At 37.6% G+C, this 17,466-nt stretch carries 18 protein-coding genes; 11 read left to right on the top strand and 7 right to left on the bottom strand.

Annotated elements, in window-relative coordinates; all coding sequences use genetic code 11:
- Positions 1 to 132 precede the first annotated feature (132 nt).
- Together GYM62_RS00380 and cmk are read right to left on the bottom strand one after the other, a co-directional pair.
- Positions 133 to 1,029, bottom strand: a complete 897-nt coding sequence (locus tag GYM62_RS00380; RefSeq protein WP_219957884.1) for a 4-hydroxy-3-methylbut-2-enyl diphosphate reductase — start codon at positions 1,027 to 1,029, stop codon at positions 133 to 135.
- Positions 1,010 to 1,717 carry a (d)CMP kinase gene (gene cmk / locus GYM62_RS00375; protein WP_219957883.1) on the bottom strand — a complete coding sequence of 236 codons (708 nt, stop codon included), beginning with the start codon at positions 1,715 to 1,717 and terminating at the stop codon, positions 1,010 to 1,012. Before cmk ends, GYM62_RS00380 begins: the two co-directional genes overlap by 20 nt.
- Positions 1,718 to 1,835: 118 nt before the next feature.
- On the opposite strand from cmk, the gene ade reads away from it, so the two are divergent.
- From ade to GYM62_RS00340, 7 genes are all read left to right on the top strand, one after another.
- Positions 1,836 to 3,464, top strand: a complete 1,629-nt coding sequence (ade, locus tag GYM62_RS00370) for an adenine deaminase (RefSeq protein WP_219957882.1) — start codon at positions 1,836 to 1,838, stop codon at positions 3,462 to 3,464.
- 149 nt (positions 3,465 to 3,613) lie between these two features.
- Entirely contained in the window at positions 3,614 to 3,811 is a 198-nt protein-coding gene (locus GYM62_RS00365; protein WP_219957881.1) for a hypothetical protein, read from the top strand.
- Positions 3,812 to 3,880: 69 nt separating this feature from the next.
- Positions 3,881 to 5,035: a DUF4221 family protein gene (locus GYM62_RS00360; RefSeq protein WP_219957880.1), complete on the top strand. Its 1,155-nt coding sequence runs from the start codon at positions 3,881 to 3,883 to the stop codon at positions 5,033 to 5,035.
- Entirely contained in the window at positions 5,025 to 5,435 is a 411-nt protein-coding gene (locus GYM62_RS00355; RefSeq protein ID WP_219957879.1) for a hypothetical protein, read from the top strand. Before GYM62_RS00360 ends, GYM62_RS00355 begins: the two co-directional genes overlap by 11 nt.
- Positions 5,436 to 5,887: 452 nt before the next feature.
- Positions 5,888 to 6,082: a hypothetical protein gene (locus GYM62_RS00350; RefSeq protein ID WP_219957878.1), complete on the top strand. Its 195-nt coding sequence runs from the start codon at positions 5,888 to 5,890 to the stop codon at positions 6,080 to 6,082.
- A 94-nt stretch (positions 6,083 to 6,176) separates the two neighbouring features.
- On the top strand, positions 6,177 to 7,331 hold the full coding sequence (locus GYM62_RS00345; RefSeq protein WP_219957877.1) for a DUF4221 family protein: 1,155 nt from the start codon (positions 6,177 to 6,179) through the stop codon (positions 7,329 to 7,331).
- A complete protein-coding gene (locus GYM62_RS00340; RefSeq protein WP_219957876.1) occupies positions 7,321 to 7,731 on the top strand; it encodes a hypothetical protein in 411 nt (136 codons plus the stop codon). Before GYM62_RS00345 ends, GYM62_RS00340 begins: the two co-directional genes overlap by 11 nt.
- Positions 7,732 to 8,000: 269 nt before the next feature.
- On the opposite strand, the gene GYM62_RS00335 is transcribed toward GYM62_RS00340, so the two are convergent.
- Complete coding sequence (locus tag GYM62_RS00335; protein WP_219957875.1) at positions 8,001 to 9,158, bottom strand: ATP-binding protein; 1,158 nt, start codon at positions 9,156 to 9,158, stop codon at positions 8,001 to 8,003.
- A gap of 453 nt (positions 9,159 to 9,611) precedes the next feature.
- Here GYM62_RS00335 and GYM62_RS00330 point away from each other — a divergent pair, with 453 nt between their 5' ends.
- From GYM62_RS00330 to GYM62_RS00320, 3 genes are all read left to right on the top strand, one after another.
- Complete coding sequence (locus GYM62_RS00330; protein ID WP_219957874.1) at positions 9,612 to 9,809, top strand: hypothetical protein; 198 nt, start codon at positions 9,612 to 9,614, stop codon at positions 9,807 to 9,809.
- Positions 9,810 to 9,879: 70 nt separating this feature from the next.
- On the top strand, positions 9,880 to 11,034 hold the full coding sequence (locus GYM62_RS00325) for a DUF4221 family protein (protein ID WP_219957873.1): 1,155 nt from the start codon (positions 9,880 to 9,882) through the stop codon (positions 11,032 to 11,034).
- Complete coding sequence (locus tag GYM62_RS00320; protein WP_219957872.1) at positions 11,024 to 11,434, top strand: hypothetical protein; 411 nt, start codon at positions 11,024 to 11,026, stop codon at positions 11,432 to 11,434. The genes GYM62_RS00325 and GYM62_RS00320 overlap by 11 nt, the downstream gene beginning before the upstream one ends.
- A 175-nt stretch (positions 11,435 to 11,609) precedes the next feature.
- On the opposite strand, the gene GYM62_RS00315 is transcribed toward GYM62_RS00320, so the two are convergent.
- Positions 11,610 to 13,190 carry a peptide chain release factor 3 gene (locus GYM62_RS00315; RefSeq protein WP_091654961.1) on the bottom strand — a complete coding sequence of 527 codons (1,581 nt, stop codon included), beginning with the start codon at positions 13,188 to 13,190 and terminating at the stop codon, positions 11,610 to 11,612.
- Positions 13,191 to 13,349: 159 nt separating this feature from the next.
- The gene (locus GYM62_RS00310) at positions 13,350 to 14,585 is read right to left on the bottom strand and encodes a PAS domain-containing sensor histidine kinase (RefSeq protein ID WP_219957871.1); all 1,236 of its coding nucleotides are present in this window, start codon (positions 14,583 to 14,585) and stop codon (positions 13,350 to 13,352) included.
- A gap of 143 nt (positions 14,586 to 14,728) precedes the next feature.
- Between GYM62_RS00310 and GYM62_RS00305 the strand changes: the two genes are divergently transcribed.
- Positions 14,729 to 15,199 (top strand): Dps family protein, encoded by a 471-nt coding sequence (locus GYM62_RS00305; RefSeq protein ID WP_091654963.1) that lies wholly within the window; start codon positions 14,729 to 14,731, stop codon positions 15,197 to 15,199.
- Between the two features lie 73 nt (positions 15,200 to 15,272).
- Here GYM62_RS00305 and GYM62_RS00300 read toward each other — a convergent pair whose 3' ends face one another.
- A complete protein-coding gene (locus GYM62_RS00300) occupies positions 15,273 to 16,577 on the bottom strand; it encodes an ABC transporter permease (protein ID WP_219957870.1) in 1,305 nt (434 codons plus the stop codon).
- The gene (locus GYM62_RS00295; protein ID WP_219957869.1) at positions 16,570 to 17,463 is read right to left on the bottom strand and encodes an ABC transporter ATP-binding protein; all 894 of its coding nucleotides are present in this window, start codon (positions 17,461 to 17,463) and stop codon (positions 16,570 to 16,572) included. The genes GYM62_RS00300 and GYM62_RS00295 overlap by 8 nt, the downstream gene beginning before the upstream one ends.
- Between the last annotated feature and the right edge of the window lie 3 nt (positions 17,464 to 17,466).

Genomic DNA, 17,466 nt, shown 5'->3' with positions numbered 1-17,466 from the left:
TTTTGAACTATGAGCTTTTGAAAAACGCCCCAAATCTAATAAATAACCTCTTTATTTATAGAGTATCTGGAAGTTTATCTTTGAATTTCTTATAGAAAGTTTCCCTTTGATTCCAAAAGGTTGATTTATGGTTTAAGCAAGCAATGCATTCTCTTCCATAGATTCCAAGTGGCTTTTGACTTGCTCCATCAGCCACATGGGAGTAGAAGTGGCTCCGCAGATTCCAACTTTATCTGTTGGCTGAAACCAGTCTGGATTCATTTCTGTTTCGTTTTCTATGAAATAACTTCTGGGATTTTCACTCAAACAAACTTGGTAAAGTGCTTTACCATTTGAGCTTTTTTTACCGGAAACAAATAAAATCACATCATTTTCTTGCGCAAATCGCTGAAGCTGAGGCTCTCGGTTGGATACCTGTCGACAGATTGAATCATTTGCATTGAAATCCACTTCTGTCAATTCACCTTTGGCCGCTTTAATTCTCTCTTCAATTTTTTGAGAAAGCTCATAAAAGCCTTTGGTACTTTTTGTGGTCTGACTGAACAGTGTAACCGGCTTATTAAAATCGATTTTCTCCAAATCTGCATCTTCCATCACAACGATGGCCTTTTCCAAGGTTTGACCAGTCAAGCCAATCACTTCTGCATGTCCTTTTTTTCCATAAATTACAATTTGGCCATTCTCCCGCTCCATTTTATCAAAGGCGGTTTTGACACGATGCTGCAATTTTAGGACTACAGGACAAGATGCATCAATCAGCTCTATGTTGTTTTCTATGGCAGTTTTATAAGTCTCCGGGGGTTCACCGTGGGCACGGATCAAAACTTTACAATCACTCAGTTCAGTCAATTGATCTCTATCTATCACCACCAGCCCCTTTTCTGCGAGACGCTTGACCTCCATATCATTATGAACGATATCTCCCAGGCAATAGAGTTTTTCTGATTGCTCCATTTCATCCTCTGCCATTTTGATGGCAAATTCTACTCCAAAGCAATAGCCTGAATTCTTATCGATGGTTACTTGCATAATCTTCTCTAGGATTAATTTTTTGCTTGGCCAAATACACAATTTGTGCAACTTGCTCCACAAAGCTGAGATTACTGGTGTCTATTTCGACGGCATCCTCCACTTGGATCAGAGGACTTTCACTTCTGGAAGAATCTATTCTATCTCTTTCGGCTAGGTTTTGCTGAATATCATCCAGGTCAATCATGTCGCCTTTTTCCAGCATTTCTTGTTGCCTTCTGTAAGCTCTAGTCTCCAAATCTGCCGTCATAAATATTTTTAATTCAGCATCAGGAAATACTACAGAACCTATATCCCTTCCATCCATCACCACACCTTTTGATTTACCTAAACGTTGCTGTTGCGCTACCAGTTCCTTTCTGATTTCCTTGATTTTAGCTATCTCGCTAACCTTCTCGGAAACGCGCATGCTACGTATTTTAGATTCTACGTTAACTCCATTCAAATAGGTTTCCTGTTTTCCTGTATCAGGATTCGGATGAAATTCGATCTCTAGTGATTTCAATCCTTTTGAAACATCCTGAGGGTTGGATGAGGCAAGATAGTTATCCAGGAAATGAAGCGTAGCTGCCCGATACATGGCACCCGAATCAATGTAGGTATAGCCCAATTCTTTGGCAACTGCCTTAGCTGTAGAGCTTTTACCACAACCCGAATATCCATCTATGGCGATGACAATTTTACCCATTCAAAAATCCAGCTTTCGCTCCTTTTTAATTCCGTCGCAAATATAGTAGTTTTAATCCAAACGAATTTTTGGGAGAGGATTTTCCCCATTTTTATTTTATTGATATAAATCAGATTTCATGATCATTATAGCCAGATATGTAGACATACATCAAAGGAGGATTTATCCAGTAGAGCTCGAAGTTTTAAAAGGAGAAATCGCTTCCATCCGGCCCACTTTCGCAAGAGGAGATATACCCTACCTGATGCCCGGATTTATTGACGCTCACGTACATGTGGAATCATCCATGCTGGTCCCGTCAGAATTTGCCCGATTAGCCGTTACTCACGGCACGGTGGCAACTATCTCCGATCCTCATGAGATTGCCAATGTCTGTGGTATGGCGGGAGTAGAATATATGATTGAGAATGGCAAACAGGTTCCATTTAAATTCTATTTTGGCGCTCCTTCCTGTGTGCCTGCTACGCCTTTTGAGACAGCTGGTGGAGAAATTGATGCATCGGATATAGAAACCCTGATGAGCAGACCGGAAATTCATTATCTAGCAGAAATGATGAATTGGCCGGGAACCGTTAATCAGGATCCTTTGGTCATGGAGAAAATCAGAATTTCCCAAAAATATGGGAAGCCAATAGATGGACATGCTCCTGGACTCAAGGGAGAATTAGCCGAAAAATATGTGAAAGCAGGACCGAGTACGGACCATGAATGCTTTACCTACGAAGAGGCTTTGGGGAAAATAAAACTCGGAATGAATATTTCGATCAGAGAAGGATCCGCAGCCAAAAACTTTGAAGCCCTCATAGACTTGATAGATGATTATCCAGAGATGATCATGTTTTGCTCAGACGATAAGCATCCAGATAATTTGGCCGTTTCTCATATTAATGAATTAGCTGCACGTGCAATAGCCAAAGGAAAAGATGTTTTTGATGTACTTCGGGCAGCCTGCATTAATCCCATCCAACATTATTCATTGAATGTAGGGCAACTCAGAGCTGGAGACCCGGCAGATTTTATCCTGGTGAAGGATCTGGAGAAATTTGAAGTACTCGCCACTTATATACAAGGACAAAAAGTCGCTGAAAACGGAAAGACGCTGATTCCAAGCATTAAAAATGAGTTGATCAATAATTTCCATACCTCTCTCAAAAAGCCGAAGGACTTTCAAATCCCTGCTTCCGGGAACAAGGTTAGAGTCATTGAAGCGCTTGATGGACAGTTGATCACTCCAGAGATATCAGGAGAAATCATACTTCGCGAGGGCTTGGCAGAATCCAATCTGGAAAAGGACATCCTGAAAATTACTGTAGTCAACCGCTACGAAGATGCTCCTCCTGCTATGGCATTTATCAAAAACTTTGGTTTAAAGGCAGGCGCTATCGCTTCTTCCGTAGGGCATGATTCGCACAACATTATTGCAGTAGGAGTGGATGACGAATCGATTTGCAAGGCAGTGAATTTAATTATAGAAGCTAAAGGAGGGGTATCGGCTGTTTCTGAAGATCAGGAAGAAATCCTTCCACTTCCTGTCGGGGGAATTATGTCAGCCTCGGATGGCTATGAGGTAGCGGCAGCCTACACTCGAATCGATCGACTTGCCAAAGAAATGGGTTCGACCTTAAACTCACCTTTTATGACGTTGAGCTTTATGGCTTTGCTAGTTATTCCTGATTTGAAACTGAGTGATAAGGGATTATTTAATGGACAGAAATTCGCTTTTTGTGATCTGTTTTTTGATTTGTGATTAAAACTTTAAAATATTTTATCCAATTAGTTTGTTTTTTTTTTGCACCTCCTATATTGCTAGTGATCTTTTTGGCCATCGATCAAATCCGGGAAATTCTAGGCATTCCCAAAACAAAATCAATTTTCAAACTTAAACTTTAAAAAATCATGAAAAAGTTAAAATTATTCGCCTTATCCGCAAGTCTAGTAGGTTTAACATCACTAGGGTTGTCTTACTTTGGAACTAATAATGCCAAGGCTCAAGACAAAATGGTTTATTGCCAATGGGATGGTGAAGGATGTACTACACCCGTAGAAACAAATCTTTGCGGTTGCGAAACACAACCAGGCGAACAAATTCAATAATCAATCTGTGGCTGTCTTTATTTCATTGATTTTGATGAAATGGGGAACAGCCACATTTTTCATCTAATTATGCGTTCAATAATTTTAATTATTTCCCTTTTACTTGTCTTTTCCTCATGTGAAAAAAAATATACTTATCCAATCACAGAGAAAAAAGTAACCGAAACATTAATCATTTCAATAAATTCAGATTTCAATCCCGATATCAGGAGGGTTCAATACATTGAGAGTGACTCAGGAGAGTATCTCGCCATTAAAAACAAAAGCAAACCCGAAATTTTACTTTTCGATCTTCAAACTAATAAAATAAATTATAAAATACCACTCTTTACTGATGGTCCAAATAGCATCGGGAATTATAGCGGATTTCAAATTTACAAACCTGATTGCGTACTTATATCTTCCATACCCCCAAAGGCCTTTAGTATCAATTTCCAAGGTGAGGTTTTAGCCAGTATCCCAATATTTGATCCCGAAAACAAGGTAAATTATGTGGGATCTACAAATGAGACACCATTCATTGTAAAAGATAAAGAGCTTTGGGGAGCCCAGCCTTTTTATTCAAATATTTTTAATATCACAGAGAGAGAGGCGATCAATACACTTTCAATTTTTAAAATAGAAGCAAATAAAACTGATACTTTATCAAGATGGATTCCAATTTCTAGGCCTCCGAATATATGGTCCGATGGAAAAAAAAGCGCCAATTTCGCATGGGATAATAGGTATGATTCCATTATTGTTGCTCCTTTTACTGACCATAGACTTTGGGTGATTTCAAAAAAAAGGGAAGGGCTAGTGAGCTACGTAAGTGTAAAGTCTAAATCTGTAAACAGTTTTAGAATTATCGATGGTTACCCTGCCCCTGGAGATAAAGGAATTATACAAGACTTAGAGAGTGATAGTTATGAGAATTTCATCTATGATATTTATAGAGATGTATTTTATCGTTTTTTCTTACCAAAGATAGACGTCAACGATTATAACCTCAGTCCAAGATCAATTTTTTCAAGAAGACCTATGATTGGTGTCATGGTTCTAGATAAAGATTTGAAAATCTTAGGTGAGTTCAATTTTTTAAACCATGAAATTGAGAACAGGAATTATTTCGTAGGAAAAAAAGGATTGTACGTGTCCACCAATAATCCCAACAGGGATGATTTCGATGAAAATATCCTTCGATATGACATTATCAGGTTTGAAGGTCTGAAGTATGAAGATTAAAACGCTTTTTATTTTGATGGGATTTTTTGCATTTCTCTCATGCTCAAATCCCAATAAATCAAAAATTTCAGGGGTTTTAAATATTTCTGAGCCTGAAGATTGGATTTTGGTAGTCAATCCTGAAGGATGTAAAACCTGTCTGGATAGCTTTTACAGTGAACTACAACTTCTCCCTAAAGATAGCCCTGGGGCTATTGTTTTAATTGCAAAGAATTCGAAAACACTTCGACAACATCCTCTAATTGAAAAATCGCCGATTCCACTTTATCTCGATGAACAAAAAATCCTAATTGAGGAAGAATTGGTACAAATGACTGATCAGATTCTGCTTTTTAGAGGGAAAGGATTTACCTCATTCGATATTTTGGATTATGAAAATGCTTTGAGTGAAATAAGATAGTATTGATCAAATACCAAAACAGAATTCTACCGGCATACCGTTCAGCTGTAGGAAAAGAAATACAGCTTAAAAAGCAGTATTATTATACACTTGAGCAATCGGTTAAAAGATAAAAGCCCGCCTTTAATAAAAAACAAACCCTCCAAGGGTGAAAACCTTTGGAGGGTGAGTATTTTAAAACTCCGAAGTAAAGTGAAACTCAATCTCGGGATAATTGTCCTGTACCAACTGAAGCCAGGCTTTAGACTAGTGCCTGCCTTACGAATTGAAATTCGCTTTTTGTGATCTGTTTTTTGATTTGTGATTAAAACTTTAAAATATTTTATCCAATTAGTTTGTTTTTTTTTTGCACCTCCTATATTGCTAGTGATCTTTTTGGCCATAGATCAAATCCGGGAAATTCTAGGCATTCCCAAAACAAAATCAATTTTCAAACTTAAATTTTAAAAATCATGAAAAAGTTAAAATTAATTGCACTAGGCATTGGCCTTTATGGGGCAGCAATCTTTGGTATGTCTTATTTGACTTCCAATGAAGCAGAAGCCCAAGGTGAGATTGCCAAGTGCGAGTGGGATGGTAAAACTTGTACCAAGCCCAAAGACAAGGCTCCCTGTGGTTGTGAAGTTGACGGAGCGGCAGTACAATAATTAATTTAATAGTAAGGCTGTTTCTAAAGTTTGAATATTCTTATATTATAGTAAAAGGAAAGTTTAGATTTTTGAAGCAGCCTGCCTTCATTATATGAAAAATATTATTTTCCTCCTAAGTCTGGTTGCATTAAACAATTGCAAACCAAAACAAAATGAAATCAAGCAAATCAATAAACAAGTTTACTCCACAATTCAAATTCCAATTGATCAGAGCTTTAATCCAGACCTATCTCGGATTCAACACTTTGATAGTGATTCCGGTGAATACATAGCTATACAAAATAAAACTAATTTTGAATTAGGTATATTTAGTTTAAACTCTCTCGATATACATCAAATCATACCATTGAAAAAGGAAGGTCCTAATGGTATAGGATTAATGAATGGTTTCACCATAAAATCAGAGGATACAATAGTAATTGCTTCGATCCCACCTAGAGTTCATCTAATCAATTTTCTTGGAGAAAAGTATTCTACGATCAAAATTGAAGACCCTGAAAAAAAAGCAAACTACTTGTCGTCCAATAATGAGACTCCCTTTATTTTTCTAGGTAAAGAATTATTTGGTATACAGCCTTATTTCCAAGACTTATATAACATAAGTTTTAAAGATATTGAAAACACTCGACCCATTTTTAAATTAACAATACATTCTGAAAGGGAAAATGAACTAAAGTGGCTAAACATAAACCGTCCAAAGGATGAATGGGACAATGGAAAAAAAAGTCTTGATATTTCATGGACGGATAATGGAGATTCAATCCTGATAGCTCCTCAATTAGACCATAGAATCTGGATTGTATCTAAAAAAAAGGAAAGACTACTTGGAATAAAAGAAATTAAATCTAATCAAATTAATGGTTTTAGAATAATAAAAGATAGCCCAGTTGGGGATGTTGAAATAATCAAAGATTTGGAAAATGGGCGATATGAACTTTTGCTTTTTGATCAATATAGAAAAATCTTTTACCGCTTCTTCTATCCTTCTATTAAGATTGAGTCCTACAATCTCACTCCCAGAAATATGTTGCAAAATCATCCAAAACTTGGCATAATGATTTTAGACAAAAGTTTAAATATCATAGGGCAACATCTTTTTGAAACGAATTACGCTCAAGCTTGGAATTACTTTGTCGGCCGTAAAGGCCTATACATCTCAACAAATAATCCCAACAGGGATGATTTCGATGAAAATATCCTTCGGTATGACATTATTAGGTTTGAAGGTCTGAATTATGAAGATTAAAACGCTTTTTATTTTGATGGGATTTTTTGCATTTCTCTCATGCTCAAATCCCAATAAATCAAAAATTTCAGGCGTTTTAAATATTTCTGAGCCTGAAGATTGGATTTTGGTAGTCAATCCTGAAGGATGTAAAACCTGTCTGGATAGCTTTTACAGTGAACTACAACTTCTCCCTAAAGATAGCCCTGGGACTATTGTATTAATTGCAAAGAATTCGAAAACACTTCGACAACATCCTCTAATTGAAAAATCGCCGATTCCACTTTATCTCGATGAACAAAAAATCCTAATTGAGGAAGAATTGGTACAAATGACTGATCAGATTCTGCTTTTTAGAGGGAAAGGATTTACCTCATTCGATATTTTGGATTATGAAAATGCTTTGAGTGAAATAAGATAGTATTCATCAAATTCAAAAAACAGAATTCTACCGGTATACCGTTCAGCTGTATGAAAAGAAATACAGCTTAAAAAGCAGTATTACTATACACATGAGCAATCGGTTAAAAGATAAAAGCCCGCCTTTAACAAAAAACAAACCCTCCAAGGGTGAAAACCTTTGGAGGGTGAGTATTTTAAAACTCCGAAGTAAAGTGGAATTCAATCTCAGGATAATTGTCCTGTACCAACTGAAGCCAGGCTTTGGATTGGGCCATAAAGATGAAATTCCTAGTCACGGAAGAAATATGTTTTCCAGTTTAGTACCTTTACTCCATCACTTCGGGATTGAGATTGATCCCCTACATACAAAACCATCCCTTTTTTTTGTCCACTGAGTTTCATCCAGTATTTCAAGTTCTTAAAGTAATCGGAATTGATGGTTTTTCCAGATTTGATTTCGACGGGAGTAAAGTCCACACCTTCATCGATCAGAACATCAATCTCATGCCCGGTTTTATCCCTCCAGAAAAACAAATTGATTTCTTGCGCTTGATGCGTTCGCTGCTTGATTAATTCGGTCACGATGAGATTTTCAAAAAGTGCACCTCTCAATGGATGCGTTTTTAATTGTTCTTTACGCTCAATCCCCAGTAAAAAGCTCACCAAGCCAGTATCCAGAAAATAGATCTTTGGTCGTTTGACGATAATTTTATTGAAATTTTGAAAATGGGGACGCAACAAATAAATCAAAAAACTACTCTCTAGAATTCCAATCCAAGATTGTATGGTTTTGCTATCTACTCCAACTTCATTCCCCAAGGATGTCAGATTCAACTCTTGGCCCACTCGCCCAGCCAGCAGTCGGATGAATCTTTCGAAAACGATCAAATCGGAAATGTTTTTCACTTGACGAACATCTCGTTCAATATAGGTTCTTAAATAATTAGGGAACCAATGGTAAGTGGGAATTCCGGGCTGATAAATCGGGGGAAAACCCCCTTTTAACATGAGAGAATCCTCATCCGGCACCTCATGTTCTTTTGAATAAATTTCTACTAATTGAAATGGGAGCAACTGCAAATAACCCACCCTTCCTGCCAAACTCTGGGTGATCGATTGCTGTAAAAGAAAGTTATTGGAACCAGTCAATATAAATTGACCCGTGATAGGTTTCTCATCAACAATCCCTTGGAGATATGAGAATAATTCAGGGGTTCGTTGTACTTCATCAAGAATAGCACCCTCTGGAAAATCTCCCAAAAAGCCACGGGGATCTTCTATTGCATACCTTCTCCGATCAGGGTCTTCTAATGAAATGTAAGGCTTTTGAGGGAAAATCGAACGAACAAGTGTCGTCTTACCGGACTGACGGGGGCCGACGACGGCAACCACCTTAAAATAAGTGGCCAGTTCCAGTAGTTTTTCAGAAGCTTTACGATAAATCATGGCTAAAAATATGGAAAAATTCGGAATTAGATTCCGAATTTTTCCAGTTTTCTAAGAAAAGACTCTTCATACCGATTTTCCGAAAGCAACATTCTATTAATCTCGATCCTGGGTAATCAAGACTACCAATTGTTAAAAACCCAACCCTTCAGTTTTTCAAAACCTGGTGGAGTATTTTTCTAAAACTCCGAAGTAAAGTGAAACTCAATCTCGGGATAATTGTCCTGTACCAACTGAAGCCAGGATTTAGACTAGTGCCTGCCTTACGAACTGAAATTCGCTTTATGTGATCTGTTTTTTGATTTGTGATTAAAACTTTAAAATATTTTATCCAATTAGTTTTTTTTGCACCTCCTATATTGCTAGTGATCTTTTTTGGCCATAGATCAAATCCGGGAAATTCTAGGCATTCCCAAAACAAAAATCAATTTTCAAACTTAAATTTAAAAAATCATGAAAAAGTTAAAATTATTTGCCTTATCCGCTAGTCTAGTTGGTTTAGCATCACTAGGGCTATCTTACTTTGGAACTAATAATGCCAAGGCTCAAGACAAAATGGTTTATTGCCAATGGGATGATGAAGGATGTACTACACCTGTAGAAACAAATCTTTGCGGTTGCGAAACACAACCAGGCGAACAAGTTCAATAATCAATCTGTGGCTGGGCTTTATTTTATTGATTTTGATGAAATAGGGAACAGCCACATTTTTCATCTAATTATGCGTTCAATAATTTTAATTATTTCCCTTTTAGTTGTCTTTTCCTCATGTGAAAAAAAACTTACTTATTCTATCACAGAGAAAAAAATAAACGAAACGTTAATCATTTCAATAAATTCAGATTTCAATCCCGATATCAGGAGGGTTCAATACATAAAGAGTGACTCAGGAGAGTATCTCGCCATTAAAAACAAAAGCAAACCTGAAATTATACTTTTCGATCTTCAAACTAAAAAAATAAACTACAAAATCCCGCTATTTACAGATGGTCCAAATAGTATCGGGAATTATAGCGGATTTCAAATTTACAAACCTGATTGCGTACTTATTTCTTCCATACCCCCAAAGGCCTTTAGTATCAATTTCCAAGGCGAGGTTCTAGCCAGTACCCCAATATTTGATCCCGAAAACAAGGTCAATTATGTGGGGTCTACTAATGAGACACCATTTATTTTAAAAGATAAAGAGCTTTGGGGAGCCCAGCCTTTTTATTCAAATATTTTTAATATCACAGAGAAAGAAGCGATTAATACTCTTTCAATTTTTAAAATAGAAGCAAATAAAACTGATACTGTATCAAGATGGATTCCAATTTCTAGGCCTCCTAATATTTGGTCTGATGGAAAAAAAAGCGCCAATTTCGCATGGGCTAATAGGTATGATTCCATTATTGTTGCACCTTTTACTGACCATAGACTTTGGGTGATTTCAAAAAAAGGGGAGGGACTAGTGAGCTATGTAAATGTAAAGTCTGAATCAGTAAACAGTTTTAGAATTATCGATGGTTTCCCTGCCCCTGGAGATAAGGGAATTATACAAGACTTAGAAAGTGATAGTTATGAGAATTTCATCTATGATATTTATAGAGATGTATTTTATCGATTTTTCTTGCCAAAGATAAACGTCAACGATTATAACCTCGGTCCAAGATCAATTTTTTCAAGAAGACCTATGATTGGTGTCATGGTTCTGGATAAAGATTTGAAAATCTTAGGTGAATTCAATTTTTTAAACCATGGAATTGAGAACAGGAATTATTTCGTAGGTAAAAAGGGATTGTACGTGTCCACCAATAATCCCAACAGGGATGATTTTGATGAAAATATCCTTCGATATGACATTATTAGGTTTGAAGGTCTGAATTATGAAGATTAAAACACTTTTTATTTTGATGGTTTTTTTTGCATTTCTCTCGTGCTCAAATCCCAATAAATCAAAAATTGCAAGGATCTTAAATATTACAGAGCCTGAAGATTGGATTTTAGTAGTCAATCCTGAAGGATGTAAAACCTGTCTGGATAGCTTTTACAGTGAATTACAACTTCTTCCTAAAGGAAGCCCTGGAGCTATCGTTTTGATTGCAAAAAATACGAAAACGCTTCGACTACATCCTCTGATTGAAAATTCGCCGATTCCACTTTATCTCGATGAACAAAAAAAACTAATAAAGGAAGAGTTGGTACAAATGACTGATCAGATTCTGCTTTTTAGAGCGGAAGGATTTACCTCATTCGATATTTTGGATTATGAAAATGCTTTGAGTGAAATAAGATAGTATTCATGATTTTCAAAAAACAGAATTCTCCCAGTATACCGTTCAACTGTAGGAAAAGCAATTCAGCTTATAAAGCAGTATTACCATACAAAAGAGCAATCGGTTAAAAGGAAAAAGCCTGCCTTTGACAAAAAACAAACCCTCCAAGGTTGAAAACCATTGGAGGATGAGTAATTTAAAACTCCGATGTAAAGTGAAATTCAATCTCAGGATAATTGTCCTGAACCATCTGAAGCCAAGCTTTGGATTCGGCCATAAAGACCAGTTTCCCGTCTTTATCATGAGCAATATGGCGGTTCTTTGATCGAACAAACTCATCCAATTGCTTTTTATCCTTACTACTGATCCAGCAGGCTTTATATAAATTCATCGGATGGAATTCCACTGTGGCATTGTATTCATTTTTCAATCGGAATTGAATCACTTCAAATTGAAGCTGTCCCACAGTACCGACTACTTTTCGAGAACCCATATCGAAGGTAAACAGTTGGGCTACTCCTTCCTCCATCAATTGCTTCAGCCCTTTTTCCAATTGCTTGGTCTTCATGGCGTCTTTGTTGACCACTTCTCTAAAGATCTCCGGCGAGAAACTAGGAATTCCCGTGAAGACCATATTCTCCCCATCCGTTAATGTGTCGCCGATTTTTAGATTTCCTGTATCATACAAACCCACAATATCACCTGGAAAAGCCTCATCAATGATCTCTTTATCCTGAGCCATAAACTGAGTCACATTTGAAAAACGAAGTGGCTTGGGTCCTCTTACGTGGTTGTAAGGCTTGTTTCGTTCAAATTTACCGGAGCAAATTCTCAAAAAAGCAATTCTATTTCGGTGATTAGGATCCATGTTCGCATGGATTTTAAAAACAAATCCTGAAAACTTGGATTCATCCGGTTTCACCTCTCTTACATCTGTATTCCTGCTTTTAGGTGCAGGGGCAATTTTGATAAAAGTATCCAGCATTTCATTCACTCCGAAATTATTTACCGCAGATCCAAAAAACACGGGGGCAACTTTTCCCTCTAAATACTCTTTCGGATCAAATTCTGGATATACCCCATCAATCAGCTCCACATCTTCCCGAAGTTGGTTTGCAGCATTCTGCCCAATCAAGGTATCCAATTCAGAATCTTCTAAATTTTCAAAGGTAGTTCGGTCATCGGAAAGCTTTCGCTGAGAAGGTGTGAAAAGATTAAGCTTCTTATCGTAAAGATTGTATACACCCTTGAAACTTTTACCCATGCCAATCGGCCAAGAAAGTGGTCGGCATTGAATATTCAACTTTTGCTCTACCTCATCTAATAAATCGTAAGGATCCCTTCCTTCTCTATCCAGCTTGTTGATAAAGCAAATAACTGGTGTATTTCTCATCCGGCAGACTTCCATCAGCTTTTCAGTCTGAATCTCCACCCCTTTTACACAGTCAATTACCATAATAACCGAGTCCACAGCTGTCAGGGTTCGGTAAGTATCTTCTGCGAAATCCTGGTGACCAGGAGTATCCAGCAAATTGATTTTGGTGTCTTTATATTCGAAGCCCATCACAGAGGTTGCCACGGAAATACCTCTTTGCTTCTCGATTTCCATCCAGTCAGACTTGGTTGCTGTATCAATCTTATTGGATTTGACAGCACCTGCAGTATTGATCGCCCCACCAAAAAGCAAAAGTTTTTCGGTCAACGTGGTCTTCCCTGCATCCGGGTGGGCAATGATGGCAAAAGTTCTTCTCTTACTGATTTCCTTATTCAAACTCATGGGTCCTTTCTTTCAGCCTGCAAAGGTAAGGAAAATGGATTTAGGAATTTAGAGTTACTAATAAGGATATCAAACTTATCCCTGATTGTTCAAGGTTGAGGATAAAGTATGGAGTTCCGATTTAATTTCGCAAATCGTCAATCTACTTTCGATAATCCCTCAATATTCCAAAATTCCTTCTGTAACAAACTGTTCTGCACCCTCTAAAGTACTGTGCAAGACAATTCTAAAGGTAGTGCCAACTCCAACTTCTGAGCTTTTAACAAAAATTTTACCGCCGTGGTAACTTTCTATGATTCGTTTAGCCAATGTCAACCCTAAGCCCCATCCCCGCTGTCTGGTAGAGAAACCTGGATTAAAAACTTTTCTGAAAAGTCGCTTTTCCATCCCCTTTCCATTATCTGTAATATCTATGATAACAAATTTATCACTGTCTTGAAGCAGCTCAATAGTAATCGTGCCTTTGCCCTTCATGGCATCAACAGCATTTTTACAGATATTTTCTATCACCCATTCAAAAAGCGGTTTATTCATCATGGCATCCAAATCTCTGGAGTCAGCCTTGATATTTAAATCCACTTTGGTCGAAATTCTTGGCCGGAGATAAGTGATCGTTTCTTCTATGACCTGATATAAGTTCTCAGCCTGAATCATAGGCTTGCTTCCAATACTTGAAAATCGCTCCGTTACCATTCTCAGCTTCACGACATCCTTATCCATTTCAGTGATAATCTCCTTATTTTCTTCCCAAACAGGAGAGTTTCTGAGATAATCTATCCAAGCCATCAAAGAGGCGATCGGAGTTCCCAACTGATGTGCAGTTTCCTTGGTCAGTCCTGCCCAAACCCGATTCTGCTCTGCGATTTTACTTTGGTTAAAAATTGCATAGGCCAGCATCCCAAAAATCAAAATTACCGCCAGTTGCACATAAGGATAATATTTCAAATTGATAAGTAATTCTGAATTGCGATAGTAAACCAGAATATCTGCTTCCCGAAGTAGAATAGGCTCATATTCGGCCTTCATTTTTTCCAATTCAATATCCAAGGTTTTCAGGGAATCCTCTCCATCCGCATTTTTCTTGAATCGTATATTTCGAAATTCTATAGGCTCACCACTGGCATCCACCATAATTACCGGAATAGAATAATTCTGCTGGATGATTTCCTGATTGATAAAAGTTAGGTTATCCGTATTGGAAGCGGCATATTCAAGCGCACTGGACAGGAGCTCTATCTGTCTTCTTTCCCGCTCTCTAAGTTCCTCCACCAGTCGGTTGGTATACCAAATGGATCCTGCTCCGATAATTAAAGATACAATTACCACCAACCATTTGACTTGTTTTCGGTTTTGATAGAAGTCGATGGAAGTAAGATCCTGGAAACGGTTTTTCATGCAGTTTAACTTGGCCTTTAAGGCTATTAACTCCTTTATCCAATAGATAGTATATCTCAGCTATAGATATTATCAGTTGGCTTCAGGAAGTGGATTTTAGTAAATTTAAGGTATTAAATCTAAGACAAAAACAAAATAAAAATATGAAAACGAATGACATCGGATTGGGCGTAAAAGACAGTATAGCCCTTATAGAAAAGTTAAATTTATTGTTGGCCAATTATCAGATTTATTATCAGAATCTGAGAAATTTTCATTGGAATGTAAGCGGTCCAAATTTCTTTGAACTCCATGCGAAGTTTGAAGAGCTTTATACCACTGCGAATGAAAACGTGGATGAAGTAGCAGAGCGAATTTTAACCTTGGGAGGAAGACCATTATCCTCTTACGGAGAGTACATTGAGAATTCTGAAATCAAGGAAGCGAGAGAAATTCAGGATTCTAAAAGAATGGTGGAAATTGTTCGAGAGAATCTAAATACTTTACTAAAAGTAGAGCGTGAAGTACTGGATTCTGCTTCCGAACAAGGAGATGAGGGTACCGTAACATTAATGAGTGATTACATCACAGCCAAAGAAAAAGTGGTGTGGATGCTCTCTGCATACCTGAAATAAATTTAGAAAGTAATTAGTTTTAATTCAATTGAAAAGTGGAACACTGAGGTTAATATCAGGTTCCGCTTTTCTTTTAATTCGAAGATTTAATCCACTTCCAAAGGGTTTTATAGGAAGGCTTGGTGCCATGCATTAAAATACCGATCCTGTAGATTTTTCCAGCAAGCCAAGTGGTAGCCAAAAACCCTAAAATCAACAAGAGCATAGAGAGTCCCAATTCCCAAAATGGAACACCGTAACTTACCCTTCCCATCATCGCTATGGGTGAAGTCAAGGGGATAATAGAAAGCCAAAAAGAAGTGGTACTATTTGGATCTTGCAACACAAATACAAATAAACCCATGTAGGCTACTATCAAAGGAACCGTAACTGGAAGCATGAATTGCTGAGCATCGGAAGGAGCATCCACAGCAGAGCCAATACCTGCAAACAAGGCCCCATATAATAAATAGCCTCCTAAGAAGTAAAATATAAAACTGGAGATAATACTGATAAAATCTATCCCTGCGATGACTTGCAGTATTTCAGTAAATTCAGAATTATCTGTTTGAATCATATCAGCCTGTGCCAATTCCATCGCTTGCTCTTGAGGCATTTGAAGGCCTAGGATTCCCGTTACAACAGTAGTCAAAGTACCTATCAAAATAATCCAGATTAAAAGCTGGGTTAAACCCACTCCGGCAATACCAACGATTTTCCCCATCATCAGCTGAAAGGGTTTGAGAGATGACACCAATATTTCAACAATCCGGCTGGACTTTTCCTCAATTACCCCTTGCATGATTTGATTTCCATAAATGAAAATGAACATGTAAATCAGAATTCCAGCTAAAAACCCTATCGCGTAATTGACTGTTGCATCGGATACTTTTTCTTCTCCTTTTTGGTTCAGTGTGATAGATTTCAAATCAACTGAAGTACGAATATCTGATAGAATTTGGGGGTCGATTCCTGAATCATAAAGACGCTGATCCTCAATTTTTTTCTTGAGACTACTCTCTAGATAAGATACCAAACTCATGCTGGGATTTTCCTCTCCGTAAAAGGTAATGCCCTGAGGATTTTTTAAGTCTATTTTAGGAATGTATAAAAACCCATAACGGTCTCCATTTTGAACGAGAAGCTTTGCCTCTTCAGGACTACTATCGGAAAATGAAAAAGCATATTGTTGAGAGCTTTCCATGAAAAAAAGCTTATTCTCATCCACCACTTCGATAATTCTTAGAGATTGGTTCTCTTTCTCTTCAACCGCAATCCAAACAAAAACCGCCATGATTGCCGGAAAAATCAGCGGCGTAAGCAAAGTGGCTAATAAGAAGGATTTCTTTTTTACCCGAGAAAGGTATTCTCTCTGAATGACTAACCAGATTTTATCCATTTTGAGTTGATTTTACCTGGTGAATAAAAATTTCTTCCATACTGGGAATTACTTCCTGAAAATTGGAAACCTGTCCGTAATTCATCAATTCTATCAAGAGTTCATTGGGAGTTTTACCGCTCAATGGCAGCGTAAAATGCACGGACTCTCCGTCAGTTTGAACCGCCCACTCAGTAGGAATAGGAAGAGTAGGTTGGTCAATACTAATTCTAAAAACTTCCGGTCTGTAGCTGTTTTTTACTTCTTTGATCGTTCCGTCTAAGATTTTGTGCGAACGGTTGATCATAGCAACCTGATCGCAAAGCAACTCTACGGATTCCATCCTATGCGTACTTAAAATGACTGTGGTACCCTGATTTCTCAGTTCTAGAATTTGGTCTTTGATGATTTCAGCATTCACAGGATCAAAGCCTGAGAATGGTTCGTCTAAAATTAATAAGGGAGGGTTGTGAATAATCGTAGAGATAAACTGAACTTTTTGAGCCATCCCTTTAGATAGATCTTCAATCTTTTTATCCTTCCATGTGCTCATTTCCATCTTGGCAAGCCAGTTATGGATTCGCTTTTTGGCTTCTTGTTGGGAAAGGCCCTTGAGTCTGGCAAAATAGAGCATTTGATCCCAGACTTTCATTTTTTTATAAAGCCCACGCTCTTCAGGAAGGTATCCTATAAGGCTGATGTGTTTTGGAGCCAAGGGCTGCCCATCAATCAAAACCTCACCGGAATCAGCATCTATAATTTGATTGATAATTCGAATCAAGGTAGACTTCCCCGCACCATTGGGGCCCAAAAGTCCAAAAATTACTCCTTTGGGGACTTTTAAATTAATATCTGTAAGAGCTCTATTTAAGCCGTAGGTTTTATTAAGGTTGAGGGTTTCTAGCATTGA

Source organism: Algoriphagus sp. NBT04N3 (assembly GCF_019443765.1).
GTDB classification, from domain to species: domain Bacteria; phylum Bacteroidota; class Bacteroidia; order Cytophagales; family Cyclobacteriaceae; genus Algoriphagus; species Algoriphagus ornithinivorans.
This window is presented reverse-complemented; position numbering and strand designations above follow the sequence as displayed.